General features: G+C 66.9%; 19 protein-coding genes. 11 read left to right on the top strand and 8 right to left on the bottom strand.

Annotated features, from left to right (window positions below; genetic code table 11):
• Positions 1–43: 43 nt before the first annotated feature.
• Both LRS11_RS07105 and LRS11_RS07100 read right to left on the bottom strand, forming a co-directional pair.
• On the bottom strand, positions 44–754 hold the full coding sequence (locus tag LRS11_RS07105; RefSeq protein WP_260496163.1) for an ABC transporter substrate-binding protein: 711 nt from the start codon (positions 752–754) through the stop codon (positions 44–46).
• Positions 741–2,420, bottom strand: coding sequence for an ABC transporter substrate-binding protein (locus tag LRS11_RS07100; RefSeq protein WP_260496162.1), 1,680 nt, complete (start codon positions 2,418–2,420; stop codon positions 741–743). Before LRS11_RS07100 ends, LRS11_RS07105 begins: the two co-directional genes overlap by 14 nt.
• 262 nt (positions 2,421–2,682) lie before the next feature.
• On the opposite strand from LRS11_RS07100, the gene LRS11_RS07095 reads away from it, so the two are divergent.
• Genes LRS11_RS07095 through LRS11_RS07085 form a run of 3 tightly spaced genes read left to right on the top strand, consistent with a single transcriptional unit; the run spans position 2,683 to position 5,884 of the window.
• Positions 2,683–4,305 carry a methyl-accepting chemotaxis protein gene (locus tag LRS11_RS07095; protein ID WP_260496161.1) on the top strand — a complete coding sequence of 541 codons (1,623 nt, stop codon included), beginning with the start codon at positions 2,683–2,685 and terminating at the stop codon, positions 4,303–4,305.
• A gap of 23 nt (positions 4,306–4,328) precedes the next feature.
• On the top strand, positions 4,329–5,468 hold the full coding sequence (locus LRS11_RS07090; RefSeq protein ID WP_260496160.1) for a porin: 1,140 nt from the start codon (positions 4,329–4,331) through the stop codon (positions 5,466–5,468).
• Between the two features lie 11 nt (positions 5,469–5,479).
• A complete protein-coding gene (locus tag LRS11_RS07085) occupies positions 5,480–5,884 on the top strand; it encodes a phosphate ABC transporter substrate-binding protein (protein WP_260496159.1) in 405 nt (134 codons plus the stop codon).
• Positions 5,885–5,943: 59 nt separating this feature from the next.
• Here LRS11_RS07085 and LRS11_RS07080 read toward each other — a convergent pair whose 3' ends face one another.
• Positions 5,944–6,867, bottom strand: a complete 924-nt coding sequence (locus LRS11_RS07080; protein WP_260496158.1) for a LysR family transcriptional regulator — start codon at positions 6,865–6,867, stop codon at positions 5,944–5,946.
• Positions 6,868–7,010: 143 nt separating this feature from the next.
• Here LRS11_RS07080 and LRS11_RS07075 point away from each other — a divergent pair, with 143 nt between their 5' ends.
• Positions 7,011–7,751, top strand: coding sequence for an SDR family NAD(P)-dependent oxidoreductase (locus LRS11_RS07075; RefSeq protein ID WP_260496157.1), 741 nt, complete (start codon positions 7,011–7,013; stop codon positions 7,749–7,751).
• A gap of 33 nt (positions 7,752–7,784) precedes the next feature.
• Complete coding sequence (locus LRS11_RS07070) at positions 7,785–7,991, top strand: tautomerase family protein (RefSeq protein WP_160491784.1); 207 nt, start codon at positions 7,785–7,787, stop codon at positions 7,989–7,991.
• Between the two features lie 56 nt (positions 7,992–8,047).
• Here LRS11_RS07070 and LRS11_RS07065 read toward each other — a convergent pair whose 3' ends face one another.
• Positions 8,048–9,097 carry a nitronate monooxygenase family protein gene (locus LRS11_RS07065; RefSeq protein ID WP_260496156.1) on the bottom strand — a complete coding sequence of 350 codons (1,050 nt, stop codon included), beginning with the start codon at positions 9,095–9,097 and terminating at the stop codon, positions 8,048–8,050.
• 389 nt (positions 9,098–9,486) lie between these two features.
• Between LRS11_RS07065 and LRS11_RS07060 the strand changes: the two genes are divergently transcribed.
• From LRS11_RS07060 to LRS11_RS07035, 6 genes are all read left to right on the top strand, one after another.
• The gene (locus tag LRS11_RS07060) at positions 9,487–11,415 is read left to right on the top strand and encodes a DUF294 nucleotidyltransferase-like domain-containing protein (protein WP_260496155.1); all 1,929 of its coding nucleotides are present in this window, start codon (positions 9,487–9,489) and stop codon (positions 11,413–11,415) included.
• Positions 11,412–12,119 carry a PolC-type DNA polymerase III gene (locus tag LRS11_RS07055; RefSeq protein ID WP_260496154.1) on the top strand — a complete coding sequence of 236 codons (708 nt, stop codon included), beginning with the start codon at positions 11,412–11,414 and terminating at the stop codon, positions 12,117–12,119. Before LRS11_RS07060 ends, LRS11_RS07055 begins: the two co-directional genes overlap by 4 nt.
• Before the next feature lie 347 nt (positions 12,120–12,466).
• Positions 12,467–13,594, top strand: a complete 1,128-nt coding sequence (locus tag LRS11_RS07050) for a PepSY-associated TM helix domain-containing protein (protein ID WP_260496153.1) — start codon at positions 12,467–12,469, stop codon at positions 13,592–13,594.
• A complete protein-coding gene (locus tag LRS11_RS07045; protein ID WP_260496152.1) occupies positions 13,591–13,755 on the top strand; it encodes a hypothetical protein in 165 nt (54 codons plus the stop codon). Before LRS11_RS07050 ends, LRS11_RS07045 begins: the two co-directional genes overlap by 4 nt.
• 66 nt (positions 13,756–13,821) lie before the next feature.
• The gene (locus LRS11_RS07040) at positions 13,822–15,294 is read left to right on the top strand and encodes a flavin-containing monooxygenase (protein ID WP_260496151.1); all 1,473 of its coding nucleotides are present in this window, start codon (positions 13,822–13,824) and stop codon (positions 15,292–15,294) included.
• A 146-nt stretch (positions 15,295–15,440) separates the two neighbouring features.
• Complete coding sequence (locus LRS11_RS07035; protein WP_260496150.1) at positions 15,441–16,064, top strand: glutathione S-transferase; 624 nt, start codon at positions 15,441–15,443, stop codon at positions 16,062–16,064.
• Here LRS11_RS07035 and LRS11_RS07030 read toward each other — a convergent pair.
• From LRS11_RS07030 to LRS11_RS07015, 4 genes are read right to left on the bottom strand one after another with little or no spacing between them, the layout of a single operon-like run.
• Positions 16,061–16,606 (bottom strand): hypothetical protein, encoded by a 546-nt coding sequence (locus tag LRS11_RS07030; RefSeq protein ID WP_260496149.1) that lies wholly within the window; start codon positions 16,604–16,606, stop codon positions 16,061–16,063. The two genes, LRS11_RS07035 and LRS11_RS07030, sit on opposite strands and share 4 nt — an antisense overlap.
• Entirely contained in the window at positions 16,582–16,851 is a 270-nt protein-coding gene (locus LRS11_RS07025; protein ID WP_260496148.1) for a hypothetical protein, read from the bottom strand. Before LRS11_RS07025 ends, LRS11_RS07030 begins: the two co-directional genes overlap by 25 nt.
• The gene (locus tag LRS11_RS07020; protein ID WP_260496147.1) at positions 16,842–16,973 is read right to left on the bottom strand and encodes a hypothetical protein; all 132 of its coding nucleotides are present in this window, start codon (positions 16,971–16,973) and stop codon (positions 16,842–16,844) included. Before LRS11_RS07020 ends, LRS11_RS07025 begins: the two co-directional genes overlap by 10 nt.
• A complete protein-coding gene (locus LRS11_RS07015) occupies positions 16,970–17,272 on the bottom strand; it encodes a hypothetical protein (protein ID WP_409519787.1) in 303 nt (100 codons plus the stop codon). The genes LRS11_RS07020 and LRS11_RS07015 overlap by 4 nt, the downstream gene beginning before the upstream one ends.
• Between the last annotated feature and the right edge of the window lie 5 nt (positions 17,273–17,277).

Raw genomic sequence — 17,277 nt, 5'->3', positions numbered from 1 at the left:
TGGTGCGGGAATACCGAGTGACAGCAAGGATATACCGGCGCGCTTACTCCAGACTCACGCCATGCTGCTGGTACAGCGCCTGCACCCAGCCTTCGCGGTACATCTGCTGCAAGCTTGTCTGCAGGCGCTGCAGCAGCGCCGGATCGACCTGCGGGTGGCAGGCGATGTCTTCCATCAGCGTCAGGAAGGGCAACACCTCACGTGGCTCGGGCTTGGCCCCCAGCGCGTGAACCACCGCCGCACTGGTCGCCCACAGGCGCGCCCGGCTGCGCTGCAGCATGCTCAGGTTGAGCGACTCCTTGTTCGAATAGAGCACGTCGAGCCCGACACCCTGCAGGTAGTCACCCGCGCCGGAACCCTGATGGCTGAGGATGCGCAGGCCGCGCGCCTGCTCCAGGCTGTCCAGCTGCAGATCGTCGTCGGCCTTGGCGTACAGCCCCAGGCGCGAGATCAGCAGCGGCCCGACCCAGGCATAGTAGGGCTCGCGCTCCTGCCGCCGCTCGACCAGCAACACGCATCCGTTGGCCTCCTGCTGGACCTTCACCAGCGCCCGCTGCAGCGGCAGAAAGCTCAACTGGTAGGAGATTCCGGCCCGCCGGAACAGCTCGCGGGTGAGTTCGGGCACCAGTCCGGCACCCTGGCCATCGAGCGTCTGCTGCACCAGCGGTGGGCGCTCCCAGGCGAACAGCTCGATCTCGGCCGCTGCGCTCGGCAGGCTGAGCAGGCCCAGCAACAACAGGCTAATCCCACGCACGCAAGGCCTCCTCGTACTTCAGGGTCCGGCCCGGCGGACGTTCATCCGCCAGTTGCGGCCAGGGCGCACCCGGCTGCGCCAACCAGTACTGCGCCCCGCGCGGCGGGTTGAGCTGCGGTGCACAAGGATTCTGCTGGCGCCGAGCCACGCCTTGCAGGTGCTGGTCGAAGGTGCCCGCCAGGTTGTGCAGGGCCTGCGCCGCGCTGAGCTGGCCACTGATCGCCGGGTGCAACTGGCGCCACCACAGGCTGGCCATGCCGCTGTAGTCCGGCACGTTGGCGCCGGTGGGCGTCCAGCGCCGCGCCGCGCGGCTGCGGTAAAACTCGACCAAGCCACCGAGACGCGGTGCCTCGGCGAGCAGGGCCGGAGAATCCAGGTCGGAGCGGCGGATCGGTGTCAGCCCGACCAGGGTCTTGCGCAGCGACACGCTCTTGGCGGTAACGAACTGGGCGTACAGCCAGGCCGCCTGGCGCTGGCGCAGCGGCGTAGTGTTCAACAGGGTCCAGGCACCGACATCCTGGTAGCCGGACTTCATGCCGTCCTGCCAATAGGCGCCGCGCGGTGACGGCGCGACCCGCCACTTCGGCTTGCCTTCGGCATCCACCACCGGCGTGCCGGGCTTGGTGTAGTCGGCGGTGAAGGCGGTGTACCAGAAGATCTGCTGAGCCACATGACCCTGGGCGGCGATATTGCCGGCCTGGTTGAAGCTCATCTGCTGCGCCTCCGGCGGGGCATAGCGCTTGAGCCAGTCGACATACTGCTGCAGCGCATAGACCGCCGCCGGGCTGTCCAGCGCGCCGCCGCGGGCCATGCTGGCACCCGCCGGGCGACAGCCCTCGACGCGAATGCCCCAGTCGTCCACCGGCAGGCCGTTGGGTAAACCGAGGTCGGCCACCCCGGCCATGCCCAGCCAGGCATCGGACAGGCGCCAGCCCAGCGAGGGGTCGTAGCCACCGTAGTCCATGTGGCCATAGACACGTTGACCATCGATCTCACCGACCTGCTCGGTGAAGAAGGCCGCGATGTCCTCATAGGCTGACCAGTTCTGTGGCACATCCAGTTCGTAGCCATAGCGCTCGTGAAATGCCTGGCGCAGCTCCGGGCGCTCGAACCAGTCCTGGCGATACCAGTAGAGATTGGCGAACTGCTGATCCGGCAGCTGGTAGAGCTTGCCGTCCGGCGCGGTGACAAAGGGCAGGCCGATGAAATCGGCAAGGTCGAGGGTCGGCGAAGTGACGCCGGCACCGTCGCCAGCGATGAAGTCGGAGAGCACCAGCACCTGGCCATCGCGAAAGTGCTGACCGAGCAGGTCGCTGTCGCTGACATAGGCATCGTAGAGGGGCAGACCGGTCTGCTGCTGAGTGCGCAGCTTGTTCACCACGTCGTCTTCGCCACTGATCTCATGGATCACGCGGATGCCGGTGAGCTTGCTGAACAGCGGTGCCAGCACCGTCGCCTCGTACCAGTGGGTAGGAATGTGCTCGGCGATGACGCGCACCTGCACCCCCGCAAACGGCTTGCCCGCGGCAGCGAACCAGGCCAGCTCCGCGCGCTGCTCGGCGGCCGGCAATGAACTGGGTTGCAGCTCGGCGATGGCTTCCTGCAGAGGGTTGGCAGCGTGGGTCAGGGTACTGAACAGCAAGACGAGCCACATCACGGAGCGCATTCGTCTCTCCTTTTTCTTATCTGGCCATTCTAGTGCGGCATCGGCCGTTCGTCCCTCCAAGCAACCTATACAGGCGCAAATATGGCGATTTGCCCCTGTTGGCGGGCAGAAACGCGGTTTTCTGGCTATAGCAATACGGAGGTCGGCCGACAGTTAGGGCAGACCATCCAAAAGATGCATGGTCAAACCATGACCAATAAGTGGCCTTTAGCCACTAACTGGCTTCCTGTACACTTCGCGCCCCCATTTGGGTACACCTGCCATGTTGAAGAATCTGTCGCTGACCCTGAAGTTGTCGCTGTTACCTGCCGTTGCCTTGTGCGGACTGTTGCTCTATGTGGGCTACAGCTCGTTGCAGCTGGCGGATAACGATGTGCGCCTGGTGACGCTGGAAACCCACAGTTTCCCTACCCTGGAGAAAGCCGACGCGGTGATCTTCCAGTTCTCGCGCCTGCCCGGCCTGTTCAACAGCGCGGTGGCCGCCGGCGAGCTGGCGACCCTCGACGATGCGCGCAAGGTGCTCGCCGAAATCGCCAGCAAGCAGCAGGAGCTGCAGGGCCTGGCCAAGGACAATCCGACCCGCAGCGATGAATTGCAGGGCTGGCGCAGCGCCATCCAGCGCTATGCCGACAATGCCCTGGCCGCCTCCGAGCAACTGGTCAAGGGCAGCGCCAGCTTCGAGGATCTGCGCCCCAGCCTCGACCGCATGGCCACTGACCTGAGCCAGGCGCAGCAGCTCGGCGACACCTTCCGCGCCCATGCCTACGAAGACTTCCAGACCACCCTGGCGCAGGCGCGCACCGACAACGCCACCACCACCCGCGTCGGCTATGGCCTGTCGATCCTGCTGGTGGCGCTGGTCAGCATCGGCTCGGTGCTGGTGATCCGCGGCATCATGGGCAACGTGCATGGCGTGATCGACTCGCTGAAAGCCATCGCCCGCGGTGAAGGCGACCTGACCCGGCGGGTCAACGTCGACTCGAATGACGAGATCGGCGAGATGATCCAGCTGTTCAACCGCTTCCTGGAAAAACTCCAGGGCACCATCCGCCAGACCATCGATGCCGCCAGCCCGCTGGGGCAGATGTCGCAGGAGCTGTATCAGCTGACCCAGGGCGCCAAGCAGAACGCCCAGTCGCAGCAGCACCACACCGACTCGATCGGCCGCGACATTCAGACCATGACCAGCAGCATCCAGGAAGTCGCCCACCGCTCCCAGCAGGCCTCCGAAGAAGCCAATGCGGCGGCCCGCCAGGCGGAGACCGCACGGCAGAACATCGGCAGCCTGTCGACCAGCATCAGCGACCTGGGCAGCAGCGTGATGAGCGCCGTGCAGGCCATGGAGCAACTGGAAGAAGAAACCCAGCAGGTCGGCTCGGTGCTTACCGTGATCCGCAGCATCGCCGAACAGACCAACCTACTCGCCCTCAACGCCGCCATCGAGGCCGCCCGCGCTGGCGAGCAGGGCCGTGGTTTTGCCGTGGTCGCCGACGAGGTGCGCAACCTGGCGCAGAAGACCGCCGCCTCCACCGCCGAGATCCAGCAGATCATCCAGCGCCTGCAGAGCAGCGCCAATGGCGTGCTCAACGTGATGACCAGCAACGGCGAGAAGGCCCAGGCCAGCATCGAGCGCTCGGTACAGGCCACCCAGGTGCTCGAAGCGATTGCCCAGGCCGTCGGCCAGATCAACCAGCTAAACGCCGGCATCGCCCAGTTCACCCATGAACAGATCGGCCTGTCGAGTTCGATCCAACAAGAGACCCAAGTGTTGCAGCAGGACGCACAAGCAACCGCACAGGGGGCCGAGGCCACTGCCCGTCTAGGCGAGCAACTGGTCAGCACAGGGGATCACCTGCGCTCGGCGACGGCCCAATTCCGCGTTTAAAACTGCTAACGGAGCACCTTTACATGACTACAGCACGCGTCCTTGGTCTGGCCATCTGCCTGGCCAGTACCCCAGCCCTGGCGTTGGAGCAAGGCGAATACCGGCTCAACGGCTTCGGCACGGCCGGCCTCACCTACCTGGGCGGCGAAGACGATAGCAAGGGCTACGGCGTCAACGGCCAGACCACCGACTCCTGGCGCGGCGACCAGCTGAGCAAGCTGGGTGGTCAATTCCAGTACGGCATCACCGACACCATCGGCTTCACCGCCCAGGGCACCATCAAGCCCGCCCAGGACGAGTGGCAGGCCAATGTCGAGTGGCTGTACCTGTCCTGGCAGGCCAGCGACAACCTGATGGTCCGCACCGGCCGCCTGCGCACGCCGGTGTACATGTACTCGGAAAGCATCGACGTGGGCTTCAGCTACCCCTGGTTGCGCCTGCCGGACGAGGTCTACAGCCAGGTCCAGCTGTCCAACTACGAAGGCGCCGACGTGGTCTACAACCTGCCGGTCTCCTTCGGCACAGTGTCCTTCCAGGTCGCTGGCGGCATGGCCAAGAATCGCGACATCTTCGCCGTCGATGACATGCACGACATCGACTACAACGACATCTTCGGCGGCAACATCAGCCTGTCCACCAACGACTTCGGTACCTTCCGCGCCGGCTACGTCGAGGCCGATATCAAGGCCAACATCGAAGACGACGTGACCCTGCCGTTCTTCGGCACTATCAACGTCAGCCTCAACCCGCTGGATCACCAGAAAGGCAAGTTCACCAGCTTTGGCTACCAGTACGACAACGGTACCTGGCTGACCGCCAACGAGTGGACCAGCCGCGTGATCGAGGCCGATGGTTCGGGCAGCACCGATGCCTTCTACCTGATGGGCGGCCGTCGTTTCGGCGAGTTCCTGCCGCACGTCACCTATGCCCAGCTGGACGAAGATGCCGGCCGGCAGAATTCCTGGACCTTCGGCCTGAACTACAACCTGATGCCCACCGTGGTGCTCAAGGGCGAGTACAAGCGTGTCGAGACCAGTGGCGATAGCTACGAAGGCGTATTCGTACGCGATGCCCAGCAAACCGTGGACGACCGTCTCGGCCTGGCTCCCGCTCACAACTTCGACGGCGACATCTTCAGTGTCGGCGTTGACTTCGTGTTCTGAGGAGAGCATCGATGAAAGTGTCCATCCGTGTTCTGTGCACCACCGTTCTGTTGGCTGCAACCGGCCTGGTCCAGGCTGAAGTCGCCGTGATCGTCAACCCGGCCGCCACGGCCAGCCCGTCGCAGGCCGACGTGGCCAACATCTTCCTGGGCAAGAACAAGTCGCTGAAAGGCGTCGACCAGAAAGACTGGAACCCGACCAAGGAGAAGTTCTACGCCACGGTCGCCAGCAAGAGTGAAGCGCAGCTGAAGTCCTACTGGTCCGGCCTGGTGTTCACCGGCAAAGGCCAGCCGCTGCCAAGCGTGGCCGGCGATGCCGAGGTGGTGGCCAAGGTCGCCGCCGAAGCCGATGCCATCGGCTATGTCGACAAGGCCGCCGTCACCGACCAGGTGAAAGTGCTGCTGACCCTGCCGTAAACGGGGGTCGTGGTAAAAAAACCGACGGGGCGACCCGTCGGTTTTTTATTGCCGGTTGATCAGGCGCCGCGCCACTCATGCGCGGCCTGCAGGAGAAACTCGACGAACACCCGCACGCGGATCGGCACATGGCGGCCGTGGGGATAGAGCAAGGTGAACGGCCGCGAGCGCCCGGCAAAAGGCTGCAGCACTTCCACCAGCTCGCCACTGGCCAGCTGCCGCTCGACGATGAAGCGGTAGGTCTGGAACAGCCCGGCGCCGCTGCTGGCCAGGGTCACGCCGCCGAGCACATCGTCGGCACAGCAGTAGCTGCCCGCAGTGAAGAGCTCTCGCTCGCGGCCCTGTTCGTTGAACAGCCAGGAAATCTTCCGCCCGCTGCTGGGCAGCTCGAACTGGATGCACTCGTGCCGCGCCAGCTCATCCAGGCCCTGCGGCGTGCCGGCCTGCTGCAGATAGGCCGGCGTCGCCACTACCACCAGCGCCGCCTCCTCCAGCGGCCGGGCGATCAGCCCCGAGTCCGGCTGGGCGCGTACGCGAATGGCCAGGTCGTAGCCTTCCTCGACAAAGTCGACATTGCGGTTGCTCAGGTGCACTTCCACCTTCACCCCCGGATAGCGCTGGCGAAACGCCGGCAGCAGCGGTAGCACACGGTGATGGCCGTAGGTGGTGGGCAGGCTGATGCGCAGTGTGCCGGCCGCCTCCAGCTGTTGCCCGCTGACCTGGCGCTCGGCCTCGATCAGTTGGCTCAGCGCCTGCCGGCACTGCTCGAAGTAGCCCCGGCCACCCTCGGTCAGGCGGATATGCCGAGTGGTGCGGACGAACAGGCGCACGCCCAGACGCGCCTCCAGGCGTGCCACCGAACGACTGACCGCCGCCGGCGTCACCCCGGCGACCTGGGCCGCCGCGGTGAAACCGCCCAGCTCGGCCGCCAGGCAGAACAGCTCGATGCTGCCGAGCTGCACCTCGTCGAAGCTGCGCTTCATGGATTAGTTACACCAGGTATCAAGTGAAGTGATCAGCAGCAGATTTATCAGCTTATTGCGCATGAATACAGTGTCTCGCAACAGGTCGCGGTGCTTGCGACCGGCCCTGCGGACTTCCAACTTCCCTGCGAGAGAGCGAGATCATGCCTAGCAACAACGCGAAAACCGCAATCGTCACCGGCGCTTCCAGCGGCATCGGCCTGGCCATTGCCCGCACCTTCCTCGACCACGGCTACAACGTGGTCGGCAATGCGCGCAACGCCGCGCGCCTGCAACAAGCCGCCGTGCAACTGGAGCGCCCCGAACGCTTTCTCGGCGTGGCCGGTGATATCGGCGAGCCGGCCACCGCACGCCAGCTGGTCGACGCCGCCGTGCAGCGTTTCGGCCAGATCGACGTGCTGGTCAACAACGCCGGCATCTTCAACGCCAAGCCATTCACCGACTATTCCGTGGAGGAGATCGACGCGCTGATCAGCACCAACCTCAAGGGCGTGGTGTACGCCTCGCAGGCGGTGGCAGCACACATGATCCCGCGGCGCCGCGGGCATATCGTCAACATCACCGCGAGCATCGCCCTGCAGCCCAGCATCAAGGTGCCGGCGACCCTGCCGGTGCTGCTCAAGGGCGGCCTCAACCAGGCCACCCGCGCCCTGGCCCTGGAACTGTCGCCGCACAATATCCAGGTCAACGCGGTGGCGCCGGGCATCGTCGATACGCCGATGTACAGCGCCGAGCAGCACGCCTTCCTCAATACCCTGCAACCGGCCGGGCGCATCGCCCGCGCCAGTGAAATTGCCGACGCCGTGCTCTATCTCAGCCAGGCGGCCTTCACCACCGGCGCCGTGCTGCCGGTGGACGGCGGCATGAGCAGCGGCACCTGGTAAGCCCCTAAATCATCACCCACGAGGAACCACAACATGCCCTTCGTCAGCGTCCGCATCACCAAGGACGGCGTCAGCCGCGAGCAGAAAGCCCAGGTCATCGCCGAAATCACCGAAACCCTGCAACGGGTGCTGAACAAGCGCCCGGAACTGACCCATATCGTCATCGAGGAAGTGGATACCGATAACTGGGGCTACGCCGGCATGACCACCACCGAGTACCGCAGCCAGCAACCTGGCTGACTGATCCGAGGGTTGCATGAGGCCCGGGTGGATTATCCACCCGGGCCTTTTTGCTTTTAGTGGTTGGCCTGCATCTCCGCCAACAGCACGGCAACCAGTTCGGCCGCCGGCAGCTCGCGGGCCAGCGGCGCGCCCTGCCCGGCCCACTGCGCGGCGAAGTCATGGCAGCCCTGGGCGCTGGCCGCCGCGTGCAGGGCCTTGGCCGCATCGTAGGCGATCGGGTAATCCGGCAGCGCCGCGGCGAACTCGCCATACAGGCGATTGGGCAGGCCGCGCGCCGGGCGCCCGGAGATGTTCGCGGTGATCTGCGTGCGCTGAGCCTGCTCACTGCGCAGCGCCGCCCGGTACGGCGCATTGGCCGCCGACTCGGGACAGAGCACGAAGGCGGTGCCCAGCTGCACGCCGGCCGCGCCCAGGGCCAGCGCCGCGTTGATCCCGGCGCCATCCATGATGCCGCCCGCCGCAATCACCGGCAGCGTGGTCTGCGTCACCAGCAGGCGTACCAGGGCCAGGGTGCCGATAGCCGCGTCGCCCGCTTCTGGCTCGAACACCCCGCGATGGCCACCGGCCTCGATGCCCTGGGCGACCAGCGCATCGACGCCCGCCGCCTCGGCCAGGCGCGCTTCGGCCAGGTTGGTGACGCAGGCCAGCACGCGCATGCCAGCCTGCTGCAACGCCACGACCCACGTCTGCGGCGGCAGCCCGAAGTGCAGGCTGACCACCGCCGGGCGCTCCTCCAGCAGCATCTCCAGCATGGCCGGATCGGCCAGGAAGCTGCGGTAGATTTCCGTCAGGCGGGCCGGCGGCTCGGCGCCGAATTCGCCGAACAACGGCCGCAGCTGCTCCAGCCAGGCCGCCTCGCGGGATCCATCGGCCAGCGCCGGGCGGTGGCAGAACAGGTTGACGTTGAAGGGCGCGGCCGTCAGCGCGCGGGTCGCACTGATCAACGCGCGCGCCTGCTCCGGCGTGCTGGCACCGATGCCCAGCGAGCCCAGGCCACCGGCATCCGACACCGCGGCCGCCAGCGCCGGGGTGGACACGCCGACCATTGGCGCCTGGATCAGCGGATGGCGGATACCCAGCAGTTGGGTGAGTGCAACAGACATGGCAAAGGGCTCCTGAGAATCTGTTTACGATCTTTCCGCGCTCTCGCCGCTGGCGAACAAGCCGGCGGATAAGCACAGCGCCCTCCCCTGCTGGGCTGGCAGGCTTGAGCAGGGTGGAAAACTGCGCTGCATTGTCCACCACCAGGCCATGGCCGGTGTTGGGGCGTGAGCCGGTAGCCCGGACTTCAGTCCGGGGCACGCCTGCCAGCTCCCGGACTGAAGTCCGGCTACATCGCAGCTACTCAAAAGCTCCCACCCAAGGGAGCCGCCAATCTGCCGCAATCCACGCCGTGCCGCCAGCCTGATCGGCCGCCTGCGACCTAGGTCCAATGGGCAAATGCGCGGCAAGCGCCGATCATGCTGACACCTCCGCCATCAGGGCAGCCCGCATGCAGTCCAAGGAAAGCAGCGCCGCCGGCAAGACCGCCGTGCTGCAGAACATCCACGGCACCATGGAGTTCCTGCGCAAGTACCCGCCGTTCAACCAGATGGACAGCGCCCAGCTGGCCTATCTGGTCGAGCACTGCCAGCTGCGCTTCTACGGCGCCGGCGAGAGCATCATCAAGCCCGCCGACGGCCCGGTGCAGCACTTCTACATCGTCAAGCAGGGCCTGGTGGTCGGCGAGCGCCCGCACTCGGCCAAACGCGGCAGCGAGACCACCTTCGAGATCGCCAGCGGCGAGTGCTTCCCGCTGGCCGCCCTGCTCGGCGAACGCGCCACCCGCACCGAACACCTGGCCGGCGAAGACACCTTCTGCCTGCTGCTGGGCAAGGAGGCCTTCGTCCGCCTGTTTTCCCAGTCCGCGCCGTTTCGCGACTTCGCGCTGCGCGGGGTCAGCAGCCTGCTCGACCAGGTCAACCAGCAGGTGCAGCTGCGCGCCGCGGAAAGCCTCGGCGCGCAGTACTCGCTGGACACTTCGCTGCGCGAACTGGCGATGCAGCAGCCGGTCGGCTGCAGTGCCGCAACACCACTGCGCGAGGCGGTGCGGCGCATGCACGAGCAGCATGTCGGCAGCATCGTCATCGTCGATGCAGGCAACCGCCCGCTGGGCATCTTCACCCTGCGCGACCTGCGCCGGGTGGTCGCCGATGGCAGCTCGCTGGAGCAGCCGATCGAGGCGCTGATGACCCAGCGCCCCTTCCATCTGTCGCCCCAGGCCAGTGCTTTCGACGCCGCCCTGGCGATGACCGAACGGCATATCGCCCACGTCTGCCTGGTCGAGCACGGCCAGCTGGTCGGCGTGGTCTCCGAGCGCGACCTGTTCTCCCTGCAGCGGGTCGATCTGGTGCACCTGGCGCGCACCATCCGCCATGCCGGCAAGGTCGAGACGCTGGCCGCCCTGCGCAGCGACATCCGCCTGCTGGTCGAGCGCATGCTGGCCCACGGCGCCAGCTCGACGCAGATCACCCAGTTGGTCACCCTGCTCAACGACCACACCGTGTGCCGGGTGATCGAGCTGTGCATCGAGGAACTCGGCGACCCCGGCGTACCGTTCAGCTGGCTGTGCTTTGGCAGCGAGGGCCGCCGCGAGCAGACCCTGCACACCGACCAGGACAACGGCATCCTCTTCGACGCGACCAGCACCGAGGAATCCGAGGCCATCCGCCAGCGCCTGCTGCCCCTGGCCAAACGCATCAACCAGCAGCTGGCGCTATGCGGCTTCAGCCTCTGCCCAGGCAACATCATGGCCGGCAACCCGGCGCTGTGCCTGTCGCGCAGCGAGTGGGCACGGCGCTTCAGCAGCTTCGTGCGCGAGGCCAGCCCGGAGAATCTGCTCGGCTCCAGCATCTACTTCGACCTGCGGGTGATCTGGGGCGCCGAGGACGGCGGCGAGCAACTGCGCGAGCAGCTGTTCGCCGAGATCCGCGACAACAGCCTGTTCCAGCGCATGCTGGCGGCCAACGCCCTGCAGCACCGGCCGCCGGTGGGGCGCTTCCGCGACTTCGTGGTGGCCCGCAGCGGTGCAGAAAAACACACCCTCGACCTAAAGACCGAAGGCCTCACGCCCTTCGTCGACGGCGCGCGCCTGCTCTCCCTGGTCCACGGCGTCGAGGACTGCAACACCCAGCGGCGCTTCGCCGAGCTGGTCGAAAAAGGCGTGATCGATGCCCTCGACGGCGCCGCCTATGAGGAGGCCTACCACTTCATTCAGCAGACCCGCCTGCAACTGCACCAGCAGCAGGCGCTGCAGGGCCTGCCGTTCTCCAACCGCCTCGACCCGGACAGCCTCAACCAGCTGGACCGACGCATCCTGCGCGAATCCTTCCGCCAGGCCCAGCGCCTGCAAGCCAGCCTGGCGCTGCGCTACCAGCTATGAGCATCTTCCACTGGCTCCGCCGCGACAGCCCGCCCCTGAGCGCCGCCCAGCAGCAGCGCCTGGCCGCCCTGCCACCCGCCGCGCCGCTGCAGGACGCGCCGCTGCAGCAGCAGCGCCTGGTGGTGCTGGATCTGGAAACCAGCGGCCTCAACCTGCAGCGCGACCAGTTGCTGGCGATCGGCGCGGTGGTGATCGAAGACGGCGCCATCGATTTCAGCCAGCAGTTCGAATGCACCCTGCACCGGGCCGGGCACCGGGCCAGCGCCAGCACCCTGATCCACGGCATCGCGCCCAGCGCCATCGCCGCCGGCACCGAGCCGGTCGAGGCGCTGCTGGCCTTTATGGCGTTTCTCGGCGACAGCCCGCTGCTGGCCTTCCACGCCGGTTTCGACCAGCACATGCTCGGCCGCGCCCTGCGCGAAAGCCTCGGCTACCGCTTGCGCCACCCGTTTCTCGATGTCGCCGAGCTGGCGCCGCTGCTGTGCCCCGAGGTCAGCCTGCGCCACGCCGGGCTGGACGCCTGGCTGGCGCACTTCCAGCTGCAGGCCGCCGAGCGCCACAACGCCAGCGCCGACGCCCTGGCCACCGCCGAGCTGGCGCTGATCCTGTTCAGCAAGGCGCGCCGCCAGCAGCTGGACAGCCTGCTCGCCCTCGACCAGCGCCTGCAGGGCCACCGCCGGCGCCAGCGCGCGCCGTCGCTCTAAGAAGCTGTCTACGACCCCGGAAACTCCCCTCTCCCACTTGTGGGAGAGGGGCTGGGGGAGAGGGTATTGGCAAGCACGCCCTCTCCCCAACCCTCGGCTTTGGCTTCCTGCATCGCCCTAACTCCTGCATCCATGCAGTCGTCTTCCGTGACGGGAGAGAGGGCAAAAGCACTCCGCATCAGCCTCCATACGCCGCTAAAGCGATGCTGAAAAGATCGTAAACAGGCTCTAACAGGCCATAGCCTGACTAAATCTCATCAGTAAACAATTCTCGATTCCCCTCACGCCAGGCGCTCACTAGAATGGCGGCACTTCTCCTGCCGACAGCTTTTGCGCACCCGAACCCCATGCATTCACGCACGATCCGCCGCTGGTCCGTCATTCACACCTGGAGCAGTCTGGTCTGCACCCTGTTCCTGCTGATGCTGGCGCTGACCGGCCTGCCGCTGATCTTCCACCATGAGCTGGAACACCTGCTTGGCGAGGCGCCGCAGCTGCGCGAGCTGCCGGCCGACAGCCCGCGACTGGATCTGCAGCAGCTGGTCGAGGCGGCCGAACGGGCACGTCCCCATGAGGTGGTGCAATACCTCGGCTGGGAGGCGGACGAACCCAACGGCGTGGTGACCATCATGGCCGCCACCGCCGGTACCGAGCCCAACTCCTCGCACACCTTCATGCTCGACGCCCGCAGCGGCGAGGCCGTGGCCATGCCGGCGGCCAACGGCGGTTTCATGATGCTGATGCTGCGCCTGCACGTGGATATGTTCGCCGGCCTGCCGGGCAAGCTGTTGCTGGCCTTTATGGGCATCCTGTTCGTCGTCGCGATCATTTCCGGCGTGGTGCTCTACGCCCCGTTCATGCGCCGCCTGCCCTTCGCCGCCGTGCGCCGCGACAAGTCCACGCGCCTGCGCTGGCTCGACCTGCATAACCTGATCGGTATCGTCACCCTGACCTGGGCCCTGGTGGTCGGCGTCACCGGGGTGATCAGCGCCACCGCCGACCTGCTGATCGAGGCCTGGCGCAATGACACCCTGGCGGCGATGGTCGCGCCCTACCGCGACGCTCCGCCGCTGACCCAGCGCGCCCCGGCCAGCGACCTGCTGCAGATCGCCAGCCAGGCCGCACCCGGCATGCAGGCGGACTTCATCGCCTTCCCCGGCACGCGCTTCTCCAGCGAACATCACTACGCGGTGTTCATGAAAGGCAGCACGCACCTCACCGCGCACCTGTGGACCCCGGTGCTGATCGACGCGCAGACCCTGGCCGTGACCGCCGTCGGCACCCGGCCCTGGTACATGGACGCCCTGGCCATGTCGCAGCCGCTGCACTTCGGCGACTACGGCGGCCGGCCGATGCAGATCCTCTGGGCGGTGCTGGATGTGCTGACCATCATCGTCCTGGGCAGCGGCCTGTACCTCTGGTGGGTGCGCCGCCGCGCACCGCGCGCGGCCCTGCGCGACGAGGTGGTGGCATGAGGCAAGCGACCTTCGCCATTCCCGCCGTGCTGGCCCTGCTGGGCGCCGCCGGACTGTTCGCCGCCCTGCTCGGCGACGGCTGGTGGGACGCCCTGGCCTGGCTCGGCCTGGGCCTGCCGGCCGTGCTCGGCGTCTGGCCGCTGCTGCCACGACGCGGCTGAAACCTGCACTCGCGCGGCCCGGAATGATCACCTAGAGTGGGCGCACCAGCCCCAGCAGGTGAGTTCATGGTCAACGAATCCCCCGTTCTCGGCGTTGCCATCATCGGCGCCGGTTTCTCCGGCATCGGCATGGCAATCCGCCTGCAACAGGCCGGCATCGACGACTACCTGATTCTCGAACGGGCCGCCAGCATCGGCGGCACCTGGCGCGACAACCACTACCCGGGCGCGGCCTGCGATGTCGAATCGCACCTCTACTCCTTCTCCTTCGAGCCGCGCGCCCACTGGTCACGCAAGTACTCCGGGCAGGCGGAAATCCTCGATTACCTGCAGCACTGCGTGGCGCGCTACGGCCTGGCCCCGCGCATCCGCTGCAATGCCGCGCTCGCCGCCGCCGACTATGACCAGGCGGCCGGCCTCTGGTGCCTGCGCCTGGCCGATGGCGAGACGCTGCGCGCACGGGTGCTGATCAGCGCCGTCGGCGCGCTCAGCGAGCCGAGCATTGCGCCGTTGCCTGGGCTGGCGGATTTTCGCGGGGTGCAGTTCCACTCGGCGCAGTGGAATCATCAGCACGACCTGCGCGGCAAGCGCGTGGCGGTGATCGGCACCGGCGCCAGCGCCATCCAGTTCGTCCCGCAGATCGCCGAGCAGGCCGCGCAGCTGCTGCTGTTCCAGCGCACGCCGCCGTGGATCCTGCCCAAGGCCGACCGGCGCTTCAGCACCACGGAGCAGCGCCTGCTGCAGCTGGCGCCCTGGCAGAAGGCCTACCGCGCGCTGATCTACTGGATCAACGAGTCCCGCGCGCCCGGCTTCACCCGCAGCAGCGACTGGCTGCTCAAGCCGGCCGAAGCCATGGCCCGCCACCATCTGCAACGCCAGGTAGCCGACCCGGCCCTGCGCGCCGCACTGACCCCGGACTACCGCATCGGCTGCAAGCGCATCCTGATCGCCAACGACTACTACCCGGCCCTGCAACGGCCCAATGTGCAGCTGGTGCAGAGCGCCATCAGCCGGGTCGGCGCGGACTGCATCGACAGCGCCGACGGCGTGCGCCACCCGGTCGATACGCTGATCTTCGCCACCGGCTTTCGTGCCACCGAATACCTCAGTGGCGTGGACATCCGCGGCCGCGCCGGGCTGCCTCTGAGCGAGGCCTGGCAGGCGGGCGCCGAGTCCTACCTGGGCATCGCCTGCGCCGGCTTCCCCAACTTCTTCATGCTCACCGGGCCGAATACCGGCCTGGGCCACAGCTCGATGATCTTCATGATCGAGGCGCAGATCCATTTCATCCGCCAAGCCATCCTGCACCTGCGCCGCGGCAACCTGCGCAGCCTCGAAGTGCGCCGCGAGGTGCAGCAGGCCTTCGCCCGCGACGTACGCCAACGCATGGCCGGCTCGGTATGGGCCAGCGGCTGCCGCAGCTGGTACCTGGACGCCACCGGCCATAACACCACCCTGTGGCCGGCCAGCACCCTGGCCTACTGGCGCCGCACCCGGCACTGGCGCGCCAGTGAATTTGCCCTGGAAAGCCAGGCCTGAGTTCTGCGCAGCACCCCAGGCAAGGCAAAATCGGCGCTGCGTGCTACCCGAGCACGAGCGCCCCAACCGTAGCCCGGATGCAATCCGGGAAATTCCGCTCCCGGATTGCATCCGGGCTACGCTTGCTCACCTGCTGAGGAGCCCCTATGAGCACCATGACCCTGTTCCATTCGCCCGCCTCGCCCTTCGTGCGCAAGGTGCTGGTGCTGCTGCACGAGACCGGCCAGAGCGAGCGTGTGGCCCTGCAGGCGGCGCAGCTGACGCCGCTCAATCCGGACGCAGGTGTCGTCGCGAGCAACCCGGCCGGCAAGATTCCCGCCCTGCGCCTGGCCGATGGCTCGGTGCTGCACGACAGCCGGGTGATCCTCGATTACCTCGACCAGCAGCATGTCGGCGCACCGCTGATCCCGCCCAGCGGCAGTGCACGCTGGCGGCGCCTGACCCTGGCCTCGCTGGCCGATGCGATACTCGATGCGGCGGTGCTGATGCGTTACGAGACCTTCCTGCGACCGCCGGAGAAACGCTGGGATGAATGGCTGGCCGGGCAACAGGAGAAGATCGAACGGGCCCTGGCCTACTTCGAGCAGGACTGCCTGGCCGAGCTGAGCAGCCACTTCGACATCGCCGCCCTCAGCCTGGCCTGCGCCCTTGGCTACCTCGACCTGCGCCAACCCGCGCTGGGCTGGCGTGAACGCTATGTGGGGCTGGCCACCTGGTACGCCGATGTCAGCCAACGGCCGTCGATGCTGGCGACAGTGCCGCCGGCCTAACCGAAGTAGCCGAACACAATCAGCCCCTCGGCCGGGATCACCAGCAGCAGGCCTTCGTCCTTGTGGCTGTAGAACGCGCCGGGGCTGTGCATCGCCTGGTGGATACGCCGAGTCAGGGCCTGGTCGCTGTCAGCACATTGCAAGCCCAGTTCCACCGGCGAAATCCCTTCTCCCACCGGGGTCGGCTGCCAGGGCGCATAGCGGTAATAAGGCTCGTCGGCATGGCCACGGGCCTGGCGGGCCTGGGTCAATGCGGCCAGGCCATGGCTGGCCAGACGCTGCCGCATGGCCGTCGACATGCGCCACACCGCCACACCGCACCCTTCGCGCAAGCCGCTCTCACCGCCGATCAGCACGACACCGGCCGGTTCGATGTTCGTCGGCAAGGCAGCGATCGCAGATTGCCGTTCGGCGACCTTGAACCCCAGGTACAGCACCAGCAGCAACCAGCAGTACAGCAGCAGGCCGCGATAGAGCAGGCGGCCGAGCCAGCGGGCAGCCTGTACCAGGCGCACGTTCAGCACAGGAAATAACCCAGCCACAGCGCCACCACCAGCACTCCGCCGACCTGCAGGCCGCGGCGCAGGAAGGCACCCCGCTCGGCATCGCTCACCGACCAGGACGGCACTTGCAGGGCCAGGCTGAGCAGCGCCAACGGCGTGAAGAAGGCATTGAACGGCCAGGACGGCAGCAACAGGCCGAGCAGTACCGCCAGCAGGTAAGCCAGGGTGCTGCCGCTCATCAGGCCTACGCTGAAGTCCCATGCGTAAAAACGGCTTAGCGACATTTCGGCAGTTCCTTGTGCTGCGGTTTTTCCTGACCGCGCTGCACAGCGAACAGGCGGGCGATGCGCCGCGCCAGCAGATGCCCCTGGCGCGCATCCTCGCGCAAGCCGACATGGCCGCTCATCGCACGTACCACAGGCGGAAGAAACCCAACGCCAGCAACAGGGCGACCTGGGCCAGGGCCACGCACAGCTGCAGGAAGGACTGCACATGGCTATTGGCGGCGGCATCGGGAATACCGGTCAGGGCGCTCCAGAAGGCCTCCGGCAGCAGCAGGCCGACACTGGCCAGCGGCTTGCCCGTCAGCATCAGACCATCGATCAGGCTGAACTGGCCGACGAACATCAGGCCGATCAGGAGCACCCCGGCGACCACCAGGCCGAGGGCGAAACAGGCGGAAAACTGCATCATCAGGCGAATCATCAGAG

The organism is Pseudomonas sp. J452 (genome assembly GCF_024666525.1).
In the GTDB taxonomy this organism is placed as follows: domain Bacteria; phylum Pseudomonadota; class Gammaproteobacteria; order Pseudomonadales; family Pseudomonadaceae; genus Aquipseudomonas.
This window is presented reverse-complemented; position numbering and strand designations above follow the sequence as displayed.